A 24233-nucleotide genomic window follows, 5' to 3' on the forward strand; every position below is an offset into this window, starting at 1 on the left:
TTCGACGGCCGTCTCTCCGCAGCCCGTCAGTAACCCCAACCACCCTCGTTACACCGTTCGATTGACAGACCCGCGTCACCACGTCACATCCTCACTGTCAGGCGAGGAGGGTGGGTGTGGCCTTGTCCAGGACCGAGGTGATGCGGGTCCAGGTCTCCATGTCGCGTTCCATTGGTGGGAGTTCGCGGAAGGTCGGTGGCTGCCAGGTGGTGGACAGGGACACCGGGTCCTCGCCGGTGGCGGCCGTGGCGGCGAGGGCGGCGGCGCCGAGGGCGACCGGTTCTTCGGTGGAGGGAAGGATGAGGTGGCGGCCGGAGAGGCGGTGGACCGTGTTGACCCAGGTGCGGCCGCGGGTGCCGCCGCCGATGAGGCGTAGGGGGCGGGTGGCCGCCGTGGTGTGGTCGAGGCCGCAGATGCTCAGGAGGGTGTCGAGGGCGCGGAGGACGGTGACCGTGGCGCCTTCGTAGGCGGCTCCGAGGAGCTGCTGAGGTGTGGTCGTCCGGCGCAGGCCGGTGAGCAGGCCGGAGGCGGTGGGCAGGTCGGGGGTGCGTTCGCCGTCCAGGTAGGGGAGCAGGACGGCTTCTCCGCCGGGGGCCGTGTCGTCGCGGTGCAGGCCGAGGAGGGTGGCGATGGTGTCGACGGCGATTGTGCAGTTGAGGGTGCAGGCCAGGGGGAGGTACGTGCCGTCGGCCGCGGCGAAGCCGGAGACCGCGGGGGAGACGGGGCGGGTGCGGGTGGCGGCGTAGACGGTGCCGGAGGTGCCGAGACTGAGGACCGGGTGGTCGAGGAGGCCGGACGCGCCGAGGCCGAGGCCGACGGCGGCGGCCATGTTGTCGCCGGTGCCGGCGGCGACCGCGACGCCTTCGGGCAGGCCGAGGTCCTCGGCGGCCGTACGGGTGAGCGTGCCGACCCGGGCCCCGGCGGTCGGGGCGACGGCCGGCAGCAGCCCGGCCGGGAGGTCGAGGAGGCGGAGGACGTCGGGGTCGTACGTGGCCGTCCGCGTCGCGTACCAGCCCGTACCCGACGCGTCGCCAGGGTCGGTCGCCGCGGTGCCGGTGAGCCGTTCGGTGAGGAAGTCGTGGGGGAGGCGCACCGCGGCGGCCGACTCGGCGGTGCGGGGCTCGTTCTCCCGCAGCCAGCGCCACTTGGCGGCGGTCACGGCCGCCACCGGGACGGAGCCGGTACGGTCCGCCCAGGCCTCCGGGCCGCCGAGCGCCTCGGTGAGCGCGGCGGCCTGTGGGGCGGAACGGGTGTCGTTCCAGAGCATCGCGGGGCGCAGCGGGCGGCCGGAACGGTCGAGGACGACCAGGCCGTGCTGCTGGCCGGCGACCGCGATACCGCGGACGGCGCCGCCGGGAAGCCCGGACTCCTTGAGGGCCGCCGCCACCGCGTCGCACAGGGCCGTCCACCACTGCTCGGGGTCGCTCTCACGGGCGCCCGCGTCACCGGTCACATGGTGCGTGGCGCGGCCCGTCGCCACGATCCTGCCGGTGGTGATGTCGGCGACGACGGCCTTGGTGGACTGGGTGGAGCTGTCCACGCCCACGACGACCGGGGGCACAGAGTGCGGCGGCATGGCGTACCTCTTCCTCCGGCGGCTTTTGGACGCGCTTCGAACAAACTACGGGATCAGGCATCTGGAAGGGAGGGGTTCTTTTCGAAGGGTGAGCTGTGCATCATTTGGTAACAGAGGAAACAAATGAGGGGCGCCATGCTCTGGGCTGTTCGTAGGACTGCCCTGGCGCGCGACCGGAAGGCGGCACCCATGACCGGATCATTCACCCCCACGCCGGGCGACCGGTTCAGCTTCGGCCTCTGGACCGTCGGCTGGCAGGGCCGCGACCCGTTCGGGGAGGCCACCAGGGCCGCCCTCGACCCCGTCGAGGCCGTCTACCGGCTCGCCGAACTCGGCGCGTACGGTGTCACATTCCACGACGACGACCTCATCCCCTTCGGCGCCTGCGACAGCGAGCGCGAGTCACATGTCAAACGGTTCCGGCAGGCCCTCGACACCACCGGCCTCGTCGTTCCCATGGCCACCACCAACCTCTTCACCCATCCCGTCTTCAAGGACGGCGCCTTCACCGCCAACGACCGTGACGTACGGCGCTACGCGCTGCGCAAGGTGATCCGCAACATCGACCTCGCCGTCGAACTCGGCGCCCGCACCTATGTGGCGTGGGGCGGCCGCGAAGGCGCCGAGTCCGGCGCGGCCAAGGACGTCGCCGCCGCCCTGGACCGGATGAAGGAAGCCTTCGACCTGATCGGTGAACATGTGACACAGCAGGGCTACGACCTGCGCATCGCCATCGAACCCAAGCCCAACGAACCACGCGGCGACATCCTGCTGCCCACCGTCGGCCACGCCCTCGCCTTCATCGAGCGACTCCAGCGCCCCGAGCTGTACGGGGTGAACCCGGAGGTCGGCCACGAGCAGATGGCAGGACTCAACGTCGCGCACGGCGTCGCCCAGGCCCTGTGGGCCGGAAAGCTCTTCCACATCGACCTCAACGGCCAGAGCGGCGTCAAGTACGACCAGGACCTGCGCTTCGGCGCCGGGGACGTACGGGCCGCCTTCTGGCTCGTCGACCTGCTGGAAACCGCCGGTTACGACGGGCCCCGCCAATTCGACTTCAAGCCGCCGCGGACCGAGGACTCGGCCGGGGTGTGGGCGTCGGCGGCCGGCTGCATGCGGACCTACCTCATCCTGCGCGAACGCGCGGCGGCCTTCCGCGCCGACCCGCGCGTCCACGACGCCCTGCGCGCCGCCCGCCTCCACGAACTTTTCCGGCCCACCGCGGAGGACGGCCTCGCCGGCCTGCTCGCCGACCCCCGCGCGTACGAGGAGTTCGACGTCCGCGCCGCCGCCGAGCGCGGCATGGCCTTCGAGCACCTCGACCAGCTGGCGATGGAACATTTGCTGGGGGTGCGTGACGGAGCGGTGTGACATGTCCCGCGACACCGTGGGCCGTGACGCCGTGCGATGTCACACCGCAGCCCGTCGCGCGGTGCGATGTCACATCACCGCACCTCACATCGTCGCGTGCTCCGCGTACTTCAACGGGTCCGCCAGCACCGCCCGCACCACCCTGCTCGCCGCGCCGCGTGCCGCGTCCCCCGCAAGGGACGAAGCGCGCAGCCGGCCGGCCTCAGGGGGCCAGAGGCCCGACACGACCCGCGCGGCCAGCTCCCGGTCGGCACCGGCGGCCAGCCACGGGGTCAGCTCCCGGTAGATGCCGCCGAGCACCACCGCCTCCGGATCCAGCAGGTTCACCGCCCCCGACAGCACCCGGCCGAGCACCGCCCCCGCCTCCTCGATCGCGCCCACAGCCCGCGCGTCGCCCGCCTCCGCCCGCCGACGCAGCTCCTCCACGCCCGTCGCACCCGCGTCGCCGTCGAGCCCGGCGTCCCGCAGCAGCGCCGACTGGCCCGCGTACTGCTCCAGGCAGCCCCGGGCCCCGCAGCGGCAGGCGGGCCCCCGCGGGTCGACGACCGTGTGACCTATCTCCCCCGCGAACCCGTGGGCCCCACGCAGGAGTTCGCCGTCCAGGACCACCGCGCCGCCCACTCCGATCTCACCGGTGAGATAGAGGAAGTCGCGCACCCGGCCGAGGCCGCCGAACCACAGCTCGGCCAGGGCTGCCGCGTTGGCCTCGTTCTCGGCGCTCACCGGCAGCGGCTGCCCGCCGGGCCCCGGCTCCAGCGCGGCGAACGCCCGCCCGAAGACCTCCCGCGCCGGCACTCCCGTCCAGCCCAGGTTGGGTGCCTGGCGCACCGTGCCCACCGACACCAGCCCCGGCAGGGCGAGTTCGACGCCGACCGGTCGTAGCGCCTGTTCGGCCGCCGACCGCGCCGCGCGCGCCGCCACGGCCGCCGCGTGCCCGAGGACGTCCTCAGGCGGCGCGCCCCGGTGATCGCGGTGCTCGGTCAGCCGTACCCGGTCGGTCCCGGCGAGATCGACGACGGACACGGTCACATAGTCCACGTTGATCTCGACGCCGATCCCGGCGGGCCCGGTGCGCGCCACTTTCAGTACGGTGCCGGGGCGGCCGGCCTGCCCGCTGAACGTCTTACCGGACTCGGTGAGGAACCCGCCGCCCAGCAGCTGTTCCACCAGCGACGACACCGCCGCGCGGGTCAGTCCTACGCGTGCGGCGACCCCGGCGCGGGTCACCTCGCCCTCGTCGTGCACCGCGCGCAGGACAAGGCTCAGATTCTGCCGGCGTACCGAGTCCCGGTCGGCCTTCGGTCCCAGCGAGGCGGGCCCGCCCCCTGTCATGACGTCCCCATCGGCCGACGGGCCACGACCAGGCGGCAGTTCGGGCTGCCGTCGGCCCGTACCCCCAGCTCCGGCAGCGGCAGCAGGCGTACTTCGAAACCGGCCGCCGCGAGGCCTTCGCGGACATCGGCGAGGCGGAAGGTGCGGTAGTACATGACGAACCGCGGCCGCCACAGCGCATTGCGCACCCGCATCGCCGCGTCGAAGCCGAGCATGAACCAGTACGCCTTGGAGCCGACCCGGGGTGGCGCCGGGAGCGGGAACACGAACAGCCCGCCGGGCCGCAGTGACGCCCGTACCTGCGCGAACAGGCCAGGCTGCTCGTGCGGCAGGAAGTGGCCGAACGCCCCGAAACTGACCGCCAGATCGAAGCGCGGGCCGAACGGCAGCGCCCGCGCGTCGGCGCGTACCCACGTCGCGGCCGGATGCGCGGCGCGCGCCTGGGCGAGCATGCCCGCCGAGAAGTCGACCCCGGTGACCTGCCCGTCGCACACCCGGCGCAGCAGCCCGACGCCCGCGCCCGTACCGCAGCACACGTCGAGGCCGCGTTCGAAGGGGCCGAGGCGGCCGAGGGCCGACTCCACCGCGTGCAGGATCGGCTGCGGAGTGCGGAACGGGGTCGCGTCGAACTTGGGCGCGAGCAGGTCGTAGCCGTGCTCGATCGAGGACAGCGCCTGAACGGCGAGTTCCCGGAACGTGGGACCCTGTGGCGTGAACATCACCGTCAGCGTAACCGCGGGCGACGCCCCCGGTGCCCGTGCGGTGTCACGTACCGCCCGTGCGGTGTCACATACCCCGCCGTGCGGTGTGACGTACTACCGCGGCTGGGCCACGTCCTACCGCGGCTGCGCCGGGAGGACCGCCCTCGGCCAGGGGCCCGCGGTCGGGCGGGCCCGCCACTCGCGCGGGTAGCCGACCGAGACCTCCTCGAACCGCACCCCGTCGTGCCACGTCGTGCGGGGGATGTGCAGATGCCCGTACACGACGGTCTCGACGGGGAAGCGGAGGTGCCAGTCGGCCGTCAGCTCGGTGCCGCACCACTGGGCGAACTCCGGGTAGCGCAGGATCCTGGTCGGCTCGCGCACCAGCGGATAGTGGTTGACCAGGACGAACCGCTGATCCGGCGCCAACTCGGCCTCGGCGAGGCGCTGTTCGGTGTATGCGACCCGGGCGCGGCACCAGTCGTCGCGGGTCGGCAGCGGATCGGGGTGGAGGAGGTGCTCGTCGCTGCAGACGATTCCGCTGGCGTGCGCGACGGCGAGGGCCTCCTCCTTCGTGTGCGTCCCGTCGGGGCGGAAGGAGTAGTCGTAGAGGACGAACAGCGGCGCCACCGTGATCGGCGGGCCGTCCGGGCGGTGCCACACGGGGTACGGGTCCTCGGGCGTGTGGATGCCGAGCGTGTGGCAGATCTCCACCAGATGGCGGTAGCGGGCCTCGCCGCGCAGCGTGACCGGGTCGCTGGGGTGGGTCCACAGTTCGTGGTTGCCCGGGGCCCAGACGACCGTCTCGAACCGGTCGGCGAGGATGCGCAGGGCCCATTCGATGTCGTCGACGCGTTCGCCGACGTCACCGGCGACGAGCAGCCAGTCGTCGGCCTCGGCGGGCTTCATGGATTCGACGATGCGCCGGTTGTCGGCGTGCACGACGTGAAGATCGCTCACCGCGAGCAGACTGCCCATGCCCGTCCTCCCCGTGATCCGGATCGGCCCTGCGGCCGTGAAGTGTCACAGTATCGGGGCGCGGTCATCGCGCGTCCCTTACCGGACACGGCGTTTCACCGGTCACCTGTCACACAGTGTGCTGTGACATTGCACAGCGTGCCCACAGACTCGGGCCACACGTGCGGGGTGCGCCGTCAGAGGCTGCTGCCCACCGGGGGCACCGACCAGGCCGGAGCGATCCCGGTCAGCTGGCAGATCAGCAGGTAGAGCGGGATCGGCGGGGTGTACGGTGATCCGCCGTCGGGCCGGTGGATCAGACGCGGGCGCCGGTCGGGGACGTAAGCGCCGGGGGCGTAGCAGGCGGGCAGCGGCCAGGCCAGCTCGGTGTCGGAGCCGGCCGGGACGATGCACCACCACCACTCGTCGTCGGCGTACACGCAGCCCTTGGCCGGCAGCCGGGACAGGATCCGCAGGCCGTGGCGTGCGGGCAGCCCCACGGCGTCGCCGCCCAGCGTGGCCGTCAGGTCCGGCGGCAGTCTCAGCTCGGTTCCGCCGAGCGGGATCGGCGCGAGCGCGTCAGGGGCGCCGTCCGGGCTCCAGGCGCGCGGGGGTGAGGGGAGTGGACGTGGGCCGGTCGGGTGACCGGGGCGGCGGTGCCGCTGTGCCAGCAGGCTCGCCATGGACCTCAGCACGGTTCCTCCACGCCGTGGGCCACTTCGGCCCAGACGGTACGGCCCGCCCCGTACCCGCTGTGGTGTGCTCCCCACGCGCTGCACACCGCGTCCACCAGGACCAGTCCGCGGCCGCATTCCTCCTCGCCGCCGCGTCGTATCCGCGGCCCGGGCGCGCCTCCCTCGTCCTGCACGGCTATGCGCAACTGCTCGGCGCCGTACCGCAGTTCGCAGACGACATAGCGGCTCGCCGTGTGGATCACGACGTTGGTGACGAGCTCGGAGACGACCAGGGAGACGGTGTCGCGTACGTCTTCGACGACGCCCCACAGGGAGAGCCGCTCGCACGCGAGATGGCGGGCCCTGGCGACCGAGTCGGCCCGCGCCGGCAGCTCGAAGGCGAAGCGGCGGACGTCGGCCCACCGGTGGTGGTCGCCGTGGCGGGTAAGCCGTGGGTCGATGACCCGGGGGGTGAGGGCATTACCAGAAGCCACGGCCGATTCCTTACGGTGGGGAAGCGGTGCCGAGTCCCGCCTCTCCCGTGGCAGTGCGCGGCAGCGCGTGTACCGGTTCAACGGAACACTCTCCCCCCGTCGCGGACACATGGCAAGAGGCACTTTGAAAATTGCAGAGTGCGGTGTTCTCAGTGGCGCGCGCATGGCAGACTCGTCGAAAACAGCGCGCAGGGGAGGTCTGAAGTGAGCGAGCCGCGGTCCGCCCCCACGGTGGGACAGGTCGTACTCGGCAAGCGACTGCAGGACCTGCGGGAACGCGCCGGCCTCAGGCGGGAGGAGGCCGCGAAGGTCCTGCGCGTGGCCCCCGCCACGATCCGGCGCATGGAGACCGCCGAAGTCGCGCTGAAAATCCCCTACGTACAGATGCTGCTCAAGGCGTACGGCGTCCCCGACGAGGAGGCCGACAGCTTCGTCGCGCTCGCCGAGGACGCCAACAGACCCGGCTGGTGGCAGCGCTTCCACGACGTACTGCCGGGCTGGTTCTCCATGTACGTCAGCCTGGAGGGGGCCGCGAGCCTCATCCGGGCCTACGAACCGCAGTTCGTCCCCGGTCTCCTCCAGACCGAGGACTACGCCCGCGCCATCCTGCGCAGCGGCGCCGTCGGCTCCGCCGGCCGACCCGAGGACATCGAGCGGCACGTGGCCCTGCGCATGGCCCGGCAGTCCCTTCTGACCAGGCCCGAAGCCCCCAGACTCTGGGTGATCATGGACGAGACGGTGCTGCGCCGCCCGGTCGGCCGGCACCCCGACGTCATGCGCGGACAGCTCGACCGGCTCCTCGAAGCCGCCGAACTGTCCCATGTGACGTTGCAGATAGCGGAATTCGCCACCGGACACCACCCCGGCACCTACGGGCCCTTCGTCCTCTTCCGCTTCGCCGTGCCCGAACTCCCGGACATGGTCTACAGCGAGTACCTCACCGGCGCCGTCTACCTCGACTCCCGCCCCGAGGTCGCCTCCCACCTCGAGGTCATGGACCGCATGGCGGCCCAGGCCGCGACTGCACAACGTACGAAGGAGATCCTCAAGGATCTCCGCAAGGAGCTGTGAATGGACCGCATATACAACGGCATGCCCGCCGCGGAGCTCGGCGCCGAGGGCTGGCACAAGCCGTGGAGCGGCGGCAACGGCGGCAACTGCTTCGAAGCCATGAAGCTGGCCGACGGCAGGATCGCGGTACGCCAGTCGGCCGACCCCGACGGTCCCGCGCTCATCTACACCCACGGCGAGATCGCCGCGTTCATCGCGGGGGCGAAATCAGGGCAGGCGGACTTCCTGCTCACCTGACCCTTCCCCCACGCCCCTTCCGTCACGTACGCATCTTCTGGCCCCTACCGCAGACCCTGGAGTGTGAGATGACCGGGCAGGACCCCGCCGTACAGATCGACACCAGCAAGCCCCATCCCGCCCGGATGTACGACTGGTTCCTCGGCGGCAAGGACAACTATCCGGTCGACGAGGAGATGGCCCGCCAGCTCCTCACCCTCGACGCCAGGGGACGTGACATGGCACGGGTGAACCGGGCCTTCATGCACCGCGCGACCCGCTGGCTCGGCGCCAACGGCGTACGCCAGTACCTGGACATCGGCACCGGCATCCCCACCGAGCCGAACCTGCACCAGATAGCCCAGCAGGTCGCCCCCGATTCCCGCATCGTCTACTGCGACAACGACCCGATCGTCCTTGCCCACGCCGCCGCGCTGCTCCGCTCCACCCCCGAAGGCGCCACCGAGTACATCCAGGCCGACGCCCGGGAACCCGAAGCCATCCTCGAACGGGCCGGGAAGGTCCTCGACTTCAGCCGGCCCATCGCCCTGTCGATGCTCGCCCTGCTCCACTTCGTCAGCGACGAGGACGGTGCGTACGAGCTGGTGGAGCGGCTCGTGGAGCAGCTGCCTTCAGGCAGCTACCTCGTACTGTCACATGTCACCGGTGACTTCGACCCCGAGAACGCCGAGAAGGCCGCCGCGATGTACCGCGCCCGCGGCCTGACCCTGCGGCCCCGCTCGCGCGCCGAACTCACCCGCTTCTTCGACGGCCTGGAGCTCGCCGAGCCCGGAGTCTCCCTGACGGCGGAGTGGCATCCGGAGCTCGGCGAGCCGGTCCCGGTCGCCGGCGACGACCCGATCCCGGGCTGGGCAGGCGTGGCCCGCAAGCCGTGACACCCGCACAATCACATGTGACGGTGTACGCGCCGGGCCAGGTCAGCGCGCCGGGGGCACCAGGGTGACGAGGAATTTCTTCGCCGCCCCGACGTTCCCGGCCGCGTCGATCGTCCGGTACTCGACGGTGTGCGTGCCGTAGTCCGGTGTGGCGTCGTCCCAGGGCACAGCCCGCGACGCCCCCAGCTTGCCGTAGACGAGACCGTCGATGACCGTCCCGCCCGGCGAGAAGCGGAACGGCGCCTCCGCGTCGGTCGGCCAGCCGTAGTACGTGTACCAGCCGTCGCCGTCGACCCGGAACTGGCTGACCACGGAGCCCTGCTGATCGTCGCGCGCGGTCAGCCGCATCGTGAACTCGCCGTCATAGACGTACTCGACGGGTCGGCCCGGCCGGTGCACCGTCCGCAGCGGCTGCGACAGCACGTACGAAGCCGTGGCCCGCGTGGCATCCACCGTCCAGGACAGCTCAGCTCGCGTACCCTCGATCCTCGCCGTCAGCCGGTGCGTTCCCGCACTCAGCCGCAGTGACCCCAGGTCCAGATCACGGTCGTTGCCGCCGCGCACCGTGAGCGGCCGGCCATTCAGCGACCAGCGCACCGCGAGCGTCCGGCCGGCCGGATGAGTGGTGTCCGCGTACACGACGGAGTCGGCGCCGACCGGCCTGTCCGTGGCGGTGTGACCGGTGAAAGCCGCCTTGACAGGGGTGTGAGGTGTCCGCAGCGAGGTGTCCACCGTCCAGCTCACCGTGCGCGTCAGCGCCACCGAACCCCGCACCGCCGGATCGCGGACGAACGGCGTCGGATCGGTCACCGTCGCCGTCAGCGTATGCACCCCGGGGCTCAGACCGAGCCGCCGCAGATCGACCGTGCGGGCCTGGCCCACGGACCGCACCGGCTTCCCGTCAACCCGCCACACCACCTTCAGCGGGCCGCCCACCGGATGCAGCGTCTCCACCCACACCGTCCGGTCGGCGCCGATCGGCGCGGCGTTTGCCGTGTGACCTTGTACCAGATTCACCTTGGCCGAGATCGCCTGCACCATCACCTCACGCTCCACCTGGTCGAAGGCGTAGCCGAGGGTCTTCATCAGCGAGTGCTTGCTCGGCCGCCACACCCCCTTGGTGGAGTACATCCCGCCCTCGTACCGGCCGATGACCCCGCCGGCCTCGCTGGGCTCGCCCAGCCAGCGCCACCACTTGGCGCGCCGCTCACGCATCTGCTCCTCTGTGAGCAGGGTGTGATGGACCGAGGCCGGCTCACCGCCGGTGTACGTGCCGCCCGGCACGCCCCGCCCGTAGTAGTCGTACTCGTCCTGGAGCTTGCCCAGCGAGTGCCCGATCTCGTGCGGAGTGATCAGCGACGACAGGGCGTTGCCGCCGGACGCGGTGGCGTAACTGCCGCCCGCGCCACCGTAGGTGGAGCTGTTGGCCAGCGCCACGATCTGCCGGTTGGCCGCGCTCGTACCGGGCACGAGGTCGGCGAGCGCTGCGGCGGACGCGCCGTCGACGGTAAGCAGCCGCTGCACGCTGCCGGGATCGCAGCCGCCCCAGAAGCCCATGTCGAGCGGGGTGTCGCGGCGCGGCGCGTCCAGGGACGGATCGCAGTCGACCCCGGACTGGGGCGAGGGTGTCTCCACGGCCCACACGTTGATGTACGAGCGGTACGAGGCGAACGGCTCGGTACTCCACAGCACATTGAGGTGCTTGTCGACATCCGCGCGGAACGCGTCCTGCTCCTCGGCGGTGTAACCGTCGCCCAGGATCACCAGATTGAAGCGCTTGTCGGCGGGGCCAGTGGTCTGCACGGGAACGACGGTGGCGATGTCGGTCACGTTCTTGCCGGCGGGGGCGCCCACGGCCTGCCGGGAGTCGGCGGAGGCGGGGGAGTACGACCCGAGGAGACCGGCGCTGAACAGGGAGAGAGCGGTGAGGGTGGCCGCCGCTCTTCGTATACGTATTCGGTGATCAGCCATGGGGCCGGAGCGTAGGGCCCGGCCCGCACGCCGTAAAGACGGCCGCGCAAGCCACGCACCGGCCCCGGACGAGCCCGCTTCTATCGGCTGGTCAGGTAGGCGAGGCCGGGATGCTCGGCCCGGTAGCCGTCCAGGAGCCGGCCCGCCACCGTCACCGAATCCACCAGCGGATGCAGCGCGAACGCCTTCACGGCGGCCGACCGCGATCCGCTCTCCGCCGCCGCCATCACCTCCCGCTCGACCGCCTTCACCGCCGTGACGAGCCCGACCGCATGGTGGGGGAGCGGCCGCACCGTGACCGGATGCGCGCCGTTCGCGTCGACCACACAGGGCACCTCGACGACCGCGTCCGCGTCGAGCACCGAAAGGGTGGTGCGATTGCGGACGTTGAGGATGAGCGTGGCGCGTTCGTCGCGTGCAATGGCACGCATCAGTGCCAGCGCCACCTTCTCGTACCCGCCCGACTCCAGATCGTCCTCGTCCCGCTCCCCGACCCCGGCCGCCTCCCGGTTGGCGGCCATGTAGGTCGCCTCGCGGTCGGCGAGCGTACGGTGCCACGCATCGAGCGGGGACGTGCCGGGTCGGGCCATCTCGTCGTAGAAGCCGGCCTGTTGGTCCAGGAGGTAAGCGCCACGGGTCTTGCCCGCCTCGCGGTAGGCCCGTACCGCCTCACGGTTGAAGTAGTAGTAGTGCAGATACTCGTTGGGGACGGCACCGAGCGACCTCAGCCACTCGGCACCGAAGAGCCTGCCCTCCTCGAAGGAGCCCAGCAGCTCCGTGTCGGCGAGCAGCCGTGGCAGCTCGTCGCGCCCACCGACCTTCAGGGCGCGCAGCCAGCCGAGATGGTTCAGGCCCACGTAGTCGATCCACGCCTCGTCCGGGTCGGCGCCCAGCACCCGCGCGACGCGCCGGCCGAGCCCCACCGGCGAGTCGCAGATGCCGATGACACGGTCACCCAGCACACGGGACATCGCCTCGGTGACCAGGCCGGCCGGGTTGGTGAAGTTGATGACCCAGGCGTCCGGCGCGAGCTCGGCCACCCGCTCGGCGATGCGTACCACCACCGGCACGGTCCGCAGCCCGTACGCGATCCCGCCCGCGCCGACCGTCTCCTGCCCGAGGACCCCCTCGGCGAGGGCCACCCGCTCATCGGCGGCCCGACCCGCCAGGCCGCCGACCCGGATCGCCGAGAACACGAAGTCCGCGCCGCGCAGCGCCTCGTCCAGATCGGTCGTGGAGGAGACCACCGGCGCGTCCGCGACGCCGGCCGCCTGCTCGGCGAGGACCCGTACGATCGCCGCGAGCCGCCCCGCGTCGACGTCGTGCAATGTCACATGGGTGACCCTGCCCTCGCGGTGGTCGCCGAGGAGAGCTCCGTACACCAGGGGCACGCGGAATCCGCCGCCGCCGAGAATCGTCAGCTTCATGCCCGTACGCTACTCGGCGCGACCGCCCCCGCTCGGGTGTCACCGTGCACGTACCGGTGTCACCGTGCACGCGGGGGCCCTCACCCCAGGTCGAGTGCGTTGCGCAGTCCGAGGCGGTAGCGGGTGCGGTCGTGGCGCTTGAGGATCTCGAGCTCGGGGGCGCGGAAGAGAGGTGTCACGGTGCACCGCGGCGCCGTCGAACCCGTCCGGTCCAGCAGGGCGTTGACCGCCTGACGGGCCGAGGCGTTCGCGCCCTCCATCGTCGCCAGGTCGATGTCGACCGCCACGTAGTCACCCGCGAGATAGAAGTTGGGGATCTTCGTCTCGGCCTGGGGGCGGTTGTGGAAGGTGCCGACGGGGTGGATGAGCAGCTGGTCGTCGTTGGTCGGGTTCGGGGTGCCCAGGCCGTCCACGCCGGGGTCCAGGAACCACGAGTGGAGCGCACTGTCCTTGAGGACGGCCCTGCCCGTGTCGTTGAAGGCGGCCTTGAGCTGGGCCCACACCTCCCGGGCCACCTCGGGCCGGGTGCACTGCTTGGCCGTCTTGCCGTACAGAATGCCGGGCCGGTCCCACTCGGAGATGTCCACCGACAGGCAGTCCACCGCCACGCCGTCGCCGTAGTCGGCGGGAAAGTCCCGCTCCGGCCAGTGCCGGGCCTGCTGGATGGCCGTCAGGGACCAGGGGGAGTCGATGCAGTTGGCGTGGCCGTTGAGCAGCGGCGCCCGCTCGGTCAGATAGAACTGGATGCCGGTCATCCAGTCCGTCTCCAGCTTGTCGCAGCGCGCCAGCTGAGGATCGGCCGCCCGCAGCCCGGCCCCCCAGGTCCGGCGCGCGTGCTCCACGGGCATCGCGGAGATGTAATGGTCCGCGGTGACATGTGACCGCGCACCCGACGGATCGGTCACCACGACCCCGCTGACCAGCCCGGAGCCGTACTCCACCTCCCGTACGGTCCAGCCGACGCGGAAGTCGACGCCCATGCCTTCCAGATGAGCCACCCACGGGTCGATCCACGCCTCGTTCGTGGGCAGGTCGAGGATCCGGTCGAGGGGGCCGTCGGCGCCGCGGCCCAGCGCGTTGAAGATGAAGGCCTCCAGCAGCGTGGCGACCGTACGGGTGCTGGCCTCCTCCGCCTTCGTCGCCACGATGTTCCGGGTGAGCCCCACGGCCAGGATGCGCTGGTAGTCGTAGCTCATCCGCTGGGCCCTGATGAAGTCCCACCAGGGCGTACGCTCCCACGTCTCGTCGCGCCGCTCGTCGCAGCTGGTGAGGAACACCAGGCCGCGGTTGACGAAGTACGCCGTCTCGTGGAACGGGATGCCCAGGGCGGTGTCCAGGAAGGCGGTGAGGGCGCGGCGGATCTCGTCGAGGGTGAGCTCGGCCGGTTTGTGGCCGGGCCAGGGCAGCGGGATGCGCAGATCCTCCCGGCCGGTGCGGGCGAAGGACATCTCCGGCGGCGCCACGAGGTTGTCCCAGACGCCGTTGGCGTTGCCGGGGAAGGGGATGCGGCGCATCGTGTCGGGGAGGTTGTGGTAGATGCCGGGGATGAACCGGAAGCCGTGCTCGGCCGGCAGCGCCCGGCGCCCGCCGCGCGCGCTGCCGGGGACATCCATGCTGCGGGCCTTGCCGCCGAGTGCGCGGCGTTCGTACACGGTGACGTGATACCCGCGCTCGGCCAGCTCTTGGGTGGCGGTGAGCCCGGCCACGCCGCCGCCGAGCACCGCGACGGACGGCGCCGAACCCCCGGACCGCGCCCCTGACGGTGTCCCGGGCCGCTCCGCCGCCACCGCCCGTGCGCCGGAGACCGCGAGCGCGCCGGTGACGGCCGCCGCGCCCGCGACGAACGTACGCCGCGTACTGCTTGTACCGTCCATGCCAACCCCTTTACCGGCGGTAACTGTCGCGTCCGGCGCAGGAATATACGGATGCCACCGGTACCTCGGAAGCAGCACGCGGGCCCAAAACCACGATGGCTCGATCCCGCCACCCCCCACCCCGCGCCTCGTAGCGCCACCGCGCCTCCCGTACCGCCGCCCGGCCCGCCCCGCCCCGCGCCCCCCGCGCAGGCCCCGGCCCGCCCCGCGCCAGGCCGCCCCCGCGCCCGTACCGCCGCCGTGCACCCGCGACAATGGGCCCATGGCACGCCGCACCAAACGCCCCACCCGCCCTCGAATCCCCGCCGCGCCCCCGGCCGTCACCGCCGACACGCCCTGCCCCTGCGGGCTGGCCGCGCCGTACGGCGAGTGCTGCGGGCGCTTCCACGCCGGGAAGGCGACCGCCCCCACCGCGGAGCTCCTCATGCGCTCCCGTTACACCGCCTTCGTCGTCCACGACGAGGCGTACCTGCTGCGCACTTGGGCGCCCGCGACCCGCCCCGGAGAGGTCGGCTTCGACCCCGCCATGCGCTGGACGGGCCTGGAGATCCTGGACCGCACCGACGGCACCGCCTTCCACCAGCACGGCACCGTCACCTTCGTCGCCCGCTACACCCATGCGGGCGCCCCCGGCTCACTCCACGAGCGCAGCACCTTCGAACGGCACGAAGGCGCCTGGGTCTACCGGGACGGCACGTTCATCGAGCCGTGACCCCGGCGGTCTCCCGGCGGCCGGCCGCCCACGCCTGCGACAGGTCCTCGGCGATCAGCCGCTTCGCGATGGCATCGACCGCCGCCCGCAGCTCCGGCCCGCTCGGCCGGCCCTGCTCCCGCTCGATCTGCGAGGTCAGCCACTCGGCCCACGCCCGGGTGATGACATCGGCCTCGCGGCGGCCGGCCGCGGTGTGCGAGAAGAGATTGCCGTCACGGGTCAGATAGCCCTCCTCGACCATGCGGTCGAAGACCGGCACCAGCACCTCCGGCGGCACCCGGAGCCGGGCCGCCATCAGACCGAGTCCGCCATGCCCGACCAGGCGGGTGAACAGCTCGACCTGCATCACCGCCCACGCGCCCGCCGGGTCGAGGCGGGTGTCGGACGCATCGACGATCCGCCGCGCCGTCTCCAGGTCCGTACGCCGCAGGATCTTGGCGACGGCGAGTTCGAGAAGTTTCGCCGAGTCACCGACGGTGGTCGGTGAGGCGAAGCCCTCGCCCATGTCGGGCGCCGAGGACCGCGCCACGTCCCGCAGCCGCACCTGCTTGAGGAACAGCGCGACCAGGAAGCCGACGACGGCCACCGGCACCGTCCACAGGAAGACCGTGTGCAATGTGTCCGCGTACGCCTGCACGATCGGCCCGGACTGTTCGGCCGGCAGGTCGTGCACCCCCTGCGGGCTCTGCGCCGCCCGGGCGATCTCCTGCTGGGAGGCCGGATCCCGCGCCCCGGCGGCCCGCGCGGCCTCGCCGATGCCTTGGGAGAGGTTGGGGGCGAGGGAGTTGGCGTACAGAGTGCCGAACACCGCGGTGCCGAACGAGCTGCCGAGTGTACGGAAAAATGTGACACCGGACGTGGCGGTGCCCAGGTCCGCGTAGCCCACGGTGTTCTGCACGGCGATCGTCAGGACCTGCATGCACAGGCCGATACCGATGCCGAGGACGAACATGTACAGCGACTCCAGCCAGGCGCCTGTCGCCGTCCCCATCCTCGACAGCAGATAGAGGCCCACGCCCATCACGAGGCATCCGGCGATGGGGAAGACGCGGTACTGGCCGGTCTTGCTGACGACGTTGCCGCTGAAGATCGACGCGATCAGCAGGCCGACCACCATCGGCAGGGTCCGGACGCCGGACACGGTCGCCGAGTCCCCGTCGACGTACTGCAGGTACGTCGGCAGGAACGTCATCGCGCCCAGCATGGCGAAGCCGACGACGAAGCTGAGCACCGAGCAGACCGTGAAGACCGGGTTGGCGAACAGCCGCATCGGCAGCATCGGTTCGGCGGCCCGGGTCTCCACCCAGCAGAACAGCGCGAGCGCCACCAGACCGCCCGTGAAGAGCCCGATGATGACCCCGGAGCCCCACGCGTACTCGTTGCCGCCCCAACTGGTCGCCAGGATCAGGGCGCTGGAACCGGCCGCCACCAGCGCGATGCCGGTGTAGTCGATGACCGGGCGGCCGGCGGCGCGTACGGAGGGGATGGAACGTGCGGCCGCGATGACGACGAGGATCGCGATCGGGACGTTGACGTAGAACGCCCACCGCCAGCTGGCGTGGTCGGTGAACAGGCCGCCCAGCAGCGGCCCGATCACGGTGGACACCCCGAAGACCGCACCGATCGCGCCCTGGTACTTGCCCCGCTCGCGCAGGGGGATGACATCGGCGATCAGCGCCATGGAGGTGACCATGAGCCCGCCGGCGCCGACGCCCTGCAGGGCCCGCCAGGCGATGAGCAATGTCATGTTGCTCGCCAGCCCGCAGAGGAACGAACCGGTGATGAAGATGATCGCCGAGACCTGGAAGATCACCTTGCGGCCGAAGAGATCGCCGAACTTGCCGACGAGGACGGTGGTCACGGTCTCGGCCAGCAGATAGGCGGTGACCACCCACGACATGTGCGCGGCGCCGCCGAGGTCCGACACGATCGTCGGCAGGGCCGTACCGACGATCGTCTGGTCGAGCGCCGCCAGGAGCACGCCGAGCATGATCGTCCCGAAGACGACGTTGCGCCGCCGTGCGTCGAGCACCGGCGGTGCGGCAGGGGCGCTCTGCGGTGCGGCGGGCTGCCCGGCCTCGCTGCTGGTGGTCACTCTCGCACCCTCACACCGGACTGGCACCCCCGCATGCGGAGCCGGTCCGAACAGGGGCAGCGGCGGTACGGGACGTTCAGGTGCTCCCGCAGGGACCGGCGTGACGGGTCGTACGGCCGGTACGGGCGCGCCCGGCCGGGGCCGGCGTCAGCGGCAGTGACGTACCGGCAGGCGCGGGTGGTAGGCGGCCAGCACCTTGTTCGCCCGGGCCAGCGTCGACAGCGCGTGCTCCCGGTCCGCCTGGTCCTCCCCGCACAGCGGCCCCCGGAAGCGCTGGACCTCACGCGCCGCGCACTCCGCGTCGACCTCCGCCTGCAGGATGTGGATCGGCATGCAGGACCCGATCAGTGCGGCCACACGGTCGGGGATCGGTACGGGGACGAGTGAGGAGGCGTACACAGCGGGTCCTTCTCTGCGGTCGGGTGTCTCCCCACCATCCTCGCGGACCGGCGTACCTGTTCCTCCACAGGGATGTCTCCGTCGGGCAACGGCGTGTGGCGCCTGCCGGGGCGCGGACGATCGAACACGCGAGAGCGCCCCGGACCCGGCCGTCGACACCCCGCCGCGTTCCCGCAGGTGTGTGGCCTGCCACGCGATCTCCACCGTGAACCGAGGGCCGGGATCGCTCGCACACGCCCCGAACACCCGGCCGAGTTCGGGCCTTCGGCGCCCCACCGAAAGGCGGCGGGATGTGAAGCATCTCACTCCCGGCCGGGCTCCGGCCGGGGTGTCGTCGAGGGTGGGAAGGGGAAGAAGTCGCCGGACATGTCTCCGCCCCACCGGGCGCTGTACCGGCGGGGCGGGTCCGAGTACGCGCCGCAGCCAGCAAGCGCGAATGGGATGGCACCACCGTAGCGGCGGCCACTGACAACGGGGCCGCGCATGGGTGGCCGTCCGCGCCGGCCGTGCGGCATCGGACCGGCCCTGCCGCATCGGGCCGGGCGTGAACCGTGCCTGGCCCGGGCCGCGGGGGCGGGCTTGCGGGGTGCGGGTCGCGTCAGAGCTTGTGCATGCCCTTGTAGGGGCTGACGATGCGGGTCTGGGTGGCGCCGAAGTCGACGAGCATGGCCGCCGCCTCCGCACCGATGATCTTTCCGAGGCCGTGGCGGTCGTGGGAGACGCGGTCGCCCAGGGCGAAGTCCGCGATCAGAGGTTCCTTGGGAGCGGCGAAGGGACTCGTGGGCAGGTGGCGCCGGGGCGCGGATGCATTTGTCATCGTGGAGTCAGTATGCGCTGTCGACGCCCGTGTGCCATAGGCCTGCGGACTCACCTGTCCCCGGCCGCGCCGACGGCGCCGCCCGTACGCGCCCATGTGAACCCAGCCCGCCGGACCCGTTGCTTTCTGATTACGCGCGAGTAAGTTGACTTCCCGGTAAGCCCGTAGAGACCCGTCAGTCGATCCAGGTAACTCCCGCCCGCCCGCGCGAACAGGAGACCACCATGGGCGTACGCAAGGATCTGAGGCAGGCCAGGAAGCGCGGCGATCTCGCCGAGCGGTACCCGGTCGAGGTCGTCCGGGAGGGTGGCACCGTACGCGAGGCCCGCACCCCGCTCGGGACGCCGGCCGGCGCGAGCACCGCGACCGCCGCCGACATCCCCTTCACCAACGCCGCCGAAGCCCCGCACGCCGTGGTCCTGCGCCGAAAGCAGGGCGGCACCTGGCAGGCCGTCACCTCCGCCGAGTTCGCCCGCGAAGTGACCGCCACCGCCAAGGGGTTGATCGCCGCCGGACTCGAGCCCGGCGGGCGCGTGGCGCTGATGGCCCGTACCAGCTACGAGTGGGCCGTACTCGACTTCGCCATCTGGGCGGCGGGCGGCCTGAGCGTACCTCTCTACGCCACCTCCTCCGCGGAACAGATCGCCTCGATCCTGGAGGATTCGGGCGCCCGTCATCTCGTCGTGGAGACCGCCGAACACGCCGCGACCGCCGCCCGGGCGACAGCCGGCCTTCCCGAACCGCCCCGCACCTGGCAGATCGCGTCCGGTGGACTCGGTGAACTGGTGGCGGCCGGTGAAGGGCTGCCGGACGCGGCCGTGACCGAACGCCGCACCGCACTGACATGTGACACTGTCGCCACACTGTGCTACACCTCCGGCACGACGGGCCGCCCCAAGGGATGCGTCCTCTCCCACGGCAACCTCCTCGCCGAGGCCGTACACACAGTCGACCTGCTGCACCCGGTCTTCCGGGAGGTCACCGGCCAGACCGCGTCGACGCTGCTGTTCCTGCCGCTCGCCCACATCCTGGGCCGCACCATCCAGGTCGCCTGCCTTCTCGCCCGGATCGAGATCGGTCACTGCCCCAGCATCAAGCCCGACGAACTCCGCCCGGAACTACGGTCGTTCAGACCGACGTTCGTCGTCGGCGTGCCCTATCTCTTCGAGAAGATCCATGACACCGGACGCGCCACCGCCGAACGCGTCGGCCGCGGTGCGTCGTTCGACCGCGCCCACCGCACCGCCGTACGCTTCGGCGAAGCCTCCCTCGACCGGTTCCTGGGTACGGGACGCGGGCCCGGCCTCACGCTCCGGCTCGCCTGGGGCCTGTACGAACTGCTCGTCTACCGCCGCATCCGCAAGGAGCTCGGCGGCGCGCTGCGCTACGCGATCAGCGGCGGATCCCCGCTGGGGCGCGAGCTGAGTCTGTTCTTCTACGCCGCCGGGATCCTCGTCTACGAGGGGTACGGGCTGACGGAGACCACCGCGGCCGCCACCCTCACCCCGCCCCTTCGGCCCCGCCCCGGCACGGTCGGCCGGCCCCTGCCCGGCACATCCGTACGCATCGCCGACGACGGCGAGGTCCTCATCAGGGGCGGCATCGTCTTCGGCTCGTACTGGAACAACCCCGCCGCCACCGAAGAGGCGCTGCGGGAGGGTTGGTTGGCCACCGGTGACCTCGGCCGCCTCGACGATGACGGCTATCTCGTCATCACCGGCCGCAAGAAGGACATCCTGGTGACCTCCGGAGGGAAGAACGTCTCCCCGGCCGTCCTGGAAGACCGGCTGCGCAGCCGACCGCCCATCGGCCAGTGTCTCGTCGTCGGCGACAACCGGCACTACGTCGCCGCGCTCGTCACCCTCGAACCCGACGCCGCCCGGCACTGGCTCGCGGTCCGCGGACGGCCCGACGACACGCCCATGGCCGACCTCTGCCAGGACCCGGAGATGGTCGCCGACGTGCAAAAGGCCGTCGACCACGCCAACGAGGCCGTCTCCCGGGCCGAGTCGATCCGGGTCTTCCGGATCGTGCCCGGCGAGTTCGCCGAGGAGAACGGGCTCCTCACGCCGTCGCTCAAGGTCAAGCGGCACGCCGTCGCGCGGGCGTACGCGGACGACATCGAGGCGCTGTACAGATGACACGTGATGTGACATGTGACGGCGTCCATGGTCCGCCGCTCACGACGGAGGAGACAGCACACGTGACAGGTCGTACGACACCGGCTCCTCCAGCTGCCCGTAGCCGCAGCTCTCCGGCTCCCGGTCCGGCCGCCACCGCTTGAACTGGGCCGTGTGCCGGAACCGGTCGCCCTCCATGTGGTCGTAGCCGACCTCGCACACCCGCTCCGGCCGCAGCGCCACCCACGACAGGTCCTTCTTCCCCGACCAGCGGCTCGGGGCCCCGGGCAGCCGGGCGCTCTCGTGCGCCGCCTCCTCGGCCCAGGCGGCCCACGGGTGGGCGTCGGGCGGGTCCATCCGCAGCGGCTCCAGCTCCGCCACCAGCTCCTCGCGCCGCTTGGCCGTGAACGCGGCGCACACCCCGACGTGCTGGAGCCGGCCCCCGGCGTCGTACAGGCCGAGCAGGAGCGAGCCGACGACCGGCCCGCTCTTGTGGAAGCGGTAGCCGGCCACGACGACATCGGCTGTCCGCTCGTGTTTCACCTTGAACATCAGGCGCGCGTCGGGCCGGTACGGCAGATCGAGCGGCTTGGCGATCACGCCGTCGAGGCCCGCGCCCTCGTACTGCTCGAACCACTCGGCTGCGACCACCAGGTCGGTCGTCGCCGGGGCCAGGTGGACCGGCGCCGTGATCCCGCGCAGCGCCTCGGTGAGCAGGACGCGCCGTTCGGCCAGGGGAGTGTCCAGCAGCGCCATGTCACCGAGCGCCAGCAGATCGAAGGCGATGAAACTCGCCGGTGTTCTCTCCGAAAGCAATGTCACACGTGACGCCGCCGGGTGAATCCGCTCGGTCAGCCGGTCGAAGTCCAGCCGCCCCTCGTGCACGATCACGATCTCCCCGTCCACCACGCAGCGCGCCGGCAGCCGCTCCAGGAGCGCGGCGGCCAGCTCGGGGAAGTAGCGGGTGAGCTCCTTGCCCGTACGGCTCCCGATCACGATCTCCGCACCGTCCCGGTGCACGATCGCACGGAACCCGTCCCACTTCGCTTCGTACTGCATCCCGGGCGGGATCTTCTTCACGGCCTTGGCCAGCATCGGCTTCACAGGCGGCATCACCGGCAGATCCATAGGGTGATTGTCCGGTATGCGATGAATGTCGGCGCGGCCTACGCTGGCAGGCATGGCAGGCAAGTCGGGCAAAGCAGACGCGGTGGAGCTGGAAGTCGGCGACCGTACCGTACGTGTGTCCAATCCGGACAAGGTCTACTTCCCCGAGCCCGGCTACACCAAGCTCGACATGGTCACCTACTACCTCGCCGTCGGCGACGGCATCACCCGCGCCCTGCGCAACCGCCCCACCACCCTGGAGCGCTACCCCGACGGAGTGACCGGGGAATCGTTCTTCCAGAAACGCGCCCCCAAGTACCTCCCCGACTGGATCCCCACCGCCCACATCACCTTCCCCAGCGGCCGCAGCGCCGACGAGATGTGCCCCACCGAACCCGCCGCCGTCCTGTGGGCCGCCAACCTCGGCGCCGTCACCTTCCACCCCTGGCCCGTACGCCGCGACGACACCGAACATCCCGACGAACTGCGCATCGACCTCGACCCCCAGCCCGGCACCGACTACGCCGACGCTGTCCACGCCGCCCACGAACTGCGCACCGTCCTCGACGAGAACGGACTGCGCGGCTGGCCCAAGACCTCCGGCGGCCGCGGCCTGCACGTCTTCGTCCCCATCGAACCCCGCTGGACCTTCACCCAGGTCCGCCGCGCCGCCATCGCCTGCGGCCGCGAACTGGAGCGCCGCATGCCCCAGCGGGTGACCATCAAATGGTGGAAGGAGGAACGCGGCGAGCGGATCTTCGTCGACTACAACCAGACCGCCCGCGACCGCACCATCGCCTCCGCCTACTCCGTACGCCCCCGGCCGCACGCCCCGGTCTCGGCGCCCCTGCGCTGGGAGGAGATCGACGACGTCGTCCCCGAGGACTTCGACATCCGCACCATGCCCGGCCGGTACGCCGAAGCCGGCGACGTCCACGCGGACATGGACGACCACCGCTTCAGCCTGGAAACCCTGCTCGAACTGGCCCGCAAGGACGAGGCGGACCACGGCCTCGGCGACCTGCCCTACCCGCCCGAGTACCCGAAGATGCCCGGGGAACCCAAACGCGTGCAGCCCAGCCGCGCCCGCAAGGAGTGACACAGCACCGTACGACGGCCCGGTGCGGTGTGACACCGCACCGGGCCGCCCGTGTCCTCAGAACTCCCTGATCCGGATGTCACGGTACGAGATGACATCGGCGGTGCCGTGGACCTGCAGGCCGATGTAGCCGGAGGCGTACCGGCGGCCGTCGGTACCCGGGTCGTCGGCCCGCGCCGGGTAGAAGTCCTGCCCGCCGGCGTTCTCGAACTCGTTGATCAGTACGCCGTTGCGGTACACGCTGTAGTGCTGGCCCTCCACCCGGATCTCGCAGTCGTTCCACGAGCCCTTCGGAGTGACCCCCGCCCCGCCGAGACCGACCCGGTCGAAGCCGTAGACGGAGCCCGACTTGTACATGTCGCCGTCAGGCCGGTCCAGGACCTGGATCTCGTGGCCGTACTTGATGGCGACCCACTCGGGCCGCGGCTCCTCGGGGTTCTCATGGACGTACGGGAAGCGGACGAAGACCCCGCTGTTGGCGTTGCCGCTGCCGGGCGCGTCGTCGCGCCACCGCAGCTTCAGCGAGAAGTCACCGTACGCGCGCTGCGGGAACCACAGCATCCCGAGCCCGGCCCGGCTGGTGCCGCTCGTCATCGACCCGTCGGCGTTCAGCGCGAACGAACCACCGCCCACGTGCTGCCACTTGGCGAAGGAGGCGGCCGAACCGTCGAAGAGGTTCTTGTACCCGGTCGTCTGCCCCGGTCTGCCGATGCCGGACTGCTTGGCCGCGCGGTAGACCGTCCGGTGTTCGCGGGCGTCGACCACCCCGTCGGCGAGCAGCCGGTCCAGGACGGCGTCGACATGCTTGAGGAACAGTGCGTGCGAGCTCCAGTCCTTCTCGTCCTCGATCAGCTCACCGATCGTGCAGCGGCTGCGTGTCATCCGGTTCGGCACCCCCGAGTCGACCGTGCCGACGATGACCGTCAGCCGTTCGTCGTGCTCGGGGCAGTGCGGTGCCGGGACCCCGCCGCCCTCCGCGACGGTGAAGGTCACCCGCTTCGCCTCGGAGGTGTTGCCCGCCTTGTCCGTGGCGCGGTGCAGCACGGTGTGATGGCCCACGCGGTCGACAAGGAAGGGCGCGGTGTAGGCGAGGTACGGGCCGCCGTCCAGGGAGTACTCCGTCCTCTCCACACCCGACCCGGTGTCGGTGGCGGTGAGCGTCACCTTGGCGCTGGTGATGTACGCCCCGTCGGAGTTCACCGACCCGGTCACCTCGGCCGCCGTGACCGGAGGCGTCCTGTCCGCGGTGGGCGGGGCGACGACGGTGAAGGCGACGGCCTTCTCGGGGGCGGTGTTGCCCGCCTTGTCGGTGGCCCGGTAGCGC

Annotated in this window: 21 protein-coding genes; 7 read left to right on the forward strand and 14 right to left on the reverse strand. The window is 71.5% G+C overall.

Annotation, left to right across the window (positions count from 1 at the left end; genetic code table 11):
- Positions 1–97: 97 nt before the first annotated feature.
- A complete protein-coding gene (gene xylB / locus IEZ01_RS32330; protein ID WP_189205289.1) occupies positions 98–1576 on the reverse strand; it encodes a xylulokinase in 1479 nt (492 codons plus the stop codon).
- Between the two features lie 189 nt (positions 1577–1765).
- On the opposite strand from xylB, the gene xylA reads away from it, so the two are divergent.
- Positions 1766–2947 (forward strand): xylose isomerase, encoded by a 1182-nt coding sequence (xylA, locus tag IEZ01_RS32335; protein ID WP_189205291.1) that lies wholly within the window; start codon positions 1766–1768, stop codon positions 2945–2947.
- Between the two features lie 84 nt (positions 2948–3031).
- Here xylA and IEZ01_RS32340 read toward each other — a convergent pair whose 3' ends face one another.
- From IEZ01_RS32340 to IEZ01_RS32360, 5 genes are all read right to left on the reverse strand, one after another.
- Positions 3032–4279, reverse strand: a complete 1248-nt coding sequence (locus IEZ01_RS32340; protein ID WP_189205293.1) for an ROK family protein — start codon at positions 4277–4279, stop codon at positions 3032–3034.
- On the reverse strand, positions 4276–4998 hold the full coding sequence (locus tag IEZ01_RS32345) for a class I SAM-dependent methyltransferase (protein ID WP_189205295.1): 723 nt from the start codon (positions 4996–4998) through the stop codon (positions 4276–4278). Before IEZ01_RS32345 ends, IEZ01_RS32340 begins: the two co-directional genes overlap by 4 nt.
- A gap of 117 nt (positions 4999–5115) precedes the next feature.
- Positions 5116–5958, reverse strand: coding sequence for a metallophosphoesterase family protein (locus IEZ01_RS32350; RefSeq protein ID WP_019890561.1), 843 nt, complete (start codon positions 5956–5958; stop codon positions 5116–5118).
- A 176-nt stretch (positions 5959–6134) separates the two neighbouring features.
- Positions 6135–6620, reverse strand: coding sequence for a hypothetical protein (locus IEZ01_RS32355; protein ID WP_189205297.1), 486 nt, complete (start codon positions 6618–6620; stop codon positions 6135–6137).
- Positions 6621–6625: 5 nt separating this feature from the next.
- On the reverse strand, positions 6626–7105 hold the full coding sequence (locus IEZ01_RS32360; protein WP_019890563.1) for an ATP-binding protein: 480 nt from the start codon (positions 7103–7105) through the stop codon (positions 6626–6628).
- A 204-nt stretch (positions 7106–7309) separates the two neighbouring features.
- Between IEZ01_RS32360 and IEZ01_RS32365 the strand changes: the two genes are divergently transcribed.
- The 3 genes from IEZ01_RS32365 (at position 7310) to IEZ01_RS32375 (ending at position 9288) form a co-directional block, all read left to right on the forward strand.
- The gene (locus IEZ01_RS32365) at positions 7310–8176 is read left to right on the forward strand and encodes a Sco1979 family transcriptional regulator (RefSeq protein ID WP_019890564.1); all 867 of its coding nucleotides are present in this window, start codon (positions 7310–7312) and stop codon (positions 8174–8176) included.
- Positions 8177–8413 carry a DUF397 domain-containing protein gene (locus IEZ01_RS32370; RefSeq protein WP_019890566.1) on the forward strand — a complete coding sequence of 79 codons (237 nt, stop codon included), beginning with the start codon at positions 8177–8179 and terminating at the stop codon, positions 8411–8413. It abuts the gene before it with no gap.
- A 68-nt stretch (positions 8414–8481) separates the two neighbouring features.
- On the forward strand, positions 8482–9288 hold the full coding sequence (locus tag IEZ01_RS32375) for an SAM-dependent methyltransferase (RefSeq protein WP_019890567.1): 807 nt from the start codon (positions 8482–8484) through the stop codon (positions 9286–9288).
- Between the two features lie 42 nt (positions 9289–9330).
- Here IEZ01_RS32375 and IEZ01_RS32380 read toward each other — a convergent pair whose 3' ends face one another.
- The 3 genes from IEZ01_RS32380 to IEZ01_RS32390 all read right to left on the reverse strand — a co-directional run bounded on the left by IEZ01_RS32380 (position 9331) and on the right by IEZ01_RS32390 (position 14560).
- Positions 9331–11259 (reverse strand): M64 family metallopeptidase, encoded by a 1929-nt coding sequence (locus IEZ01_RS32380; protein WP_229833326.1) that lies wholly within the window; start codon positions 11257–11259, stop codon positions 9331–9333.
- A gap of 80 nt (positions 11260–11339) precedes the next feature.
- Positions 11340–12686 carry a 6-phospho-beta-glucosidase gene (locus tag IEZ01_RS32385; protein WP_189205299.1) on the reverse strand — a complete coding sequence of 449 codons (1347 nt, stop codon included), beginning with the start codon at positions 12684–12686 and terminating at the stop codon, positions 11340–11342.
- A gap of 80 nt (positions 12687–12766) precedes the next feature.
- The gene (locus IEZ01_RS32390; protein ID WP_189205301.1) at positions 12767–14560 is read right to left on the reverse strand and encodes a hydroxysqualene dehydroxylase; all 1794 of its coding nucleotides are present in this window, start codon (positions 14558–14560) and stop codon (positions 12767–12769) included.
- 262 nt (positions 14561–14822) lie between these two features.
- Between IEZ01_RS32390 and IEZ01_RS32395 the strand changes: the two genes are divergently transcribed.
- Entirely contained in the window at positions 14823–15272 is a 450-nt protein-coding gene (locus IEZ01_RS32395) for a YchJ family protein (RefSeq protein ID WP_019890572.1), read from the forward strand.
- On the opposite strand, the gene IEZ01_RS32400 is transcribed toward IEZ01_RS32395, so the two are convergent.
- From IEZ01_RS32400 to IEZ01_RS32410, 3 genes are all read right to left on the reverse strand, one after another.
- Positions 15259–17367, reverse strand: a complete 2109-nt coding sequence (locus tag IEZ01_RS32400) for an MDR family MFS transporter (RefSeq protein ID WP_189205303.1) — start codon at positions 17365–17367, stop codon at positions 15259–15261. The two genes, IEZ01_RS32395 and IEZ01_RS32400, sit on opposite strands and share 14 nt — an antisense overlap.
- A 147-nt stretch (positions 17368–17514) precedes the next feature.
- The gene (locus IEZ01_RS32405) at positions 17515–17766 is read right to left on the reverse strand and encodes a hypothetical protein (RefSeq protein WP_019890574.1); all 252 of its coding nucleotides are present in this window, start codon (positions 17764–17766) and stop codon (positions 17515–17517) included.
- A 598-nt stretch (positions 17767–18364) separates the two neighbouring features.
- Entirely contained in the window at positions 18365–18583 is a 219-nt protein-coding gene (locus IEZ01_RS32410) for a hypothetical protein (protein WP_019890575.1), read from the reverse strand.
- Positions 18584–18807: 224 nt separating this feature from the next.
- Here IEZ01_RS32410 and IEZ01_RS32415 point away from each other — a divergent pair, with 224 nt between their 5' ends.
- Positions 18808–20724, forward strand: a complete 1917-nt coding sequence (locus IEZ01_RS32415) for an AMP-dependent synthetase/ligase (RefSeq protein WP_189205305.1) — start codon at positions 18808–18810, stop codon at positions 20722–20724.
- Between the two features lie 39 nt (positions 20725–20763).
- Here IEZ01_RS32415 and IEZ01_RS32420 read toward each other — a convergent pair whose 3' ends face one another.
- Positions 20764–21831: an ATP-dependent DNA ligase gene (locus tag IEZ01_RS32420; RefSeq protein WP_019890578.1), complete on the reverse strand. Its 1068-nt coding sequence runs from the start codon at positions 21829–21831 to the stop codon at positions 20764–20766.
- A 52-nt stretch (positions 21832–21883) separates the two neighbouring features.
- Here IEZ01_RS32420 and ligD point away from each other — a divergent pair, with 52 nt between their 5' ends.
- On the forward strand, positions 21884–22909 hold the full coding sequence (gene ligD, locus IEZ01_RS32425; RefSeq protein ID WP_019890580.1) for a non-homologous end-joining DNA ligase: 1026 nt from the start codon (positions 21884–21886) through the stop codon (positions 22907–22909).
- Between the two features lie 57 nt (positions 22910–22966).
- Here ligD and IEZ01_RS35415 read toward each other — a convergent pair.
- A partial coding sequence (locus IEZ01_RS35415; protein ID WP_229833327.1) for an OmpL47-type beta-barrel domain-containing protein occupies positions 22967–24233 on the reverse strand: 1267 nt, incomplete at its 5' end.

Origin of the sequence: Streptomyces purpureus, from assembly GCF_014648195.1 — a bacterium.
In the GTDB taxonomy this organism is placed as follows: Bacteria; Actinomycetota; Actinomycetes; order Streptomycetales; family Streptomycetaceae; genus Streptomyces; species Streptomyces purpureus.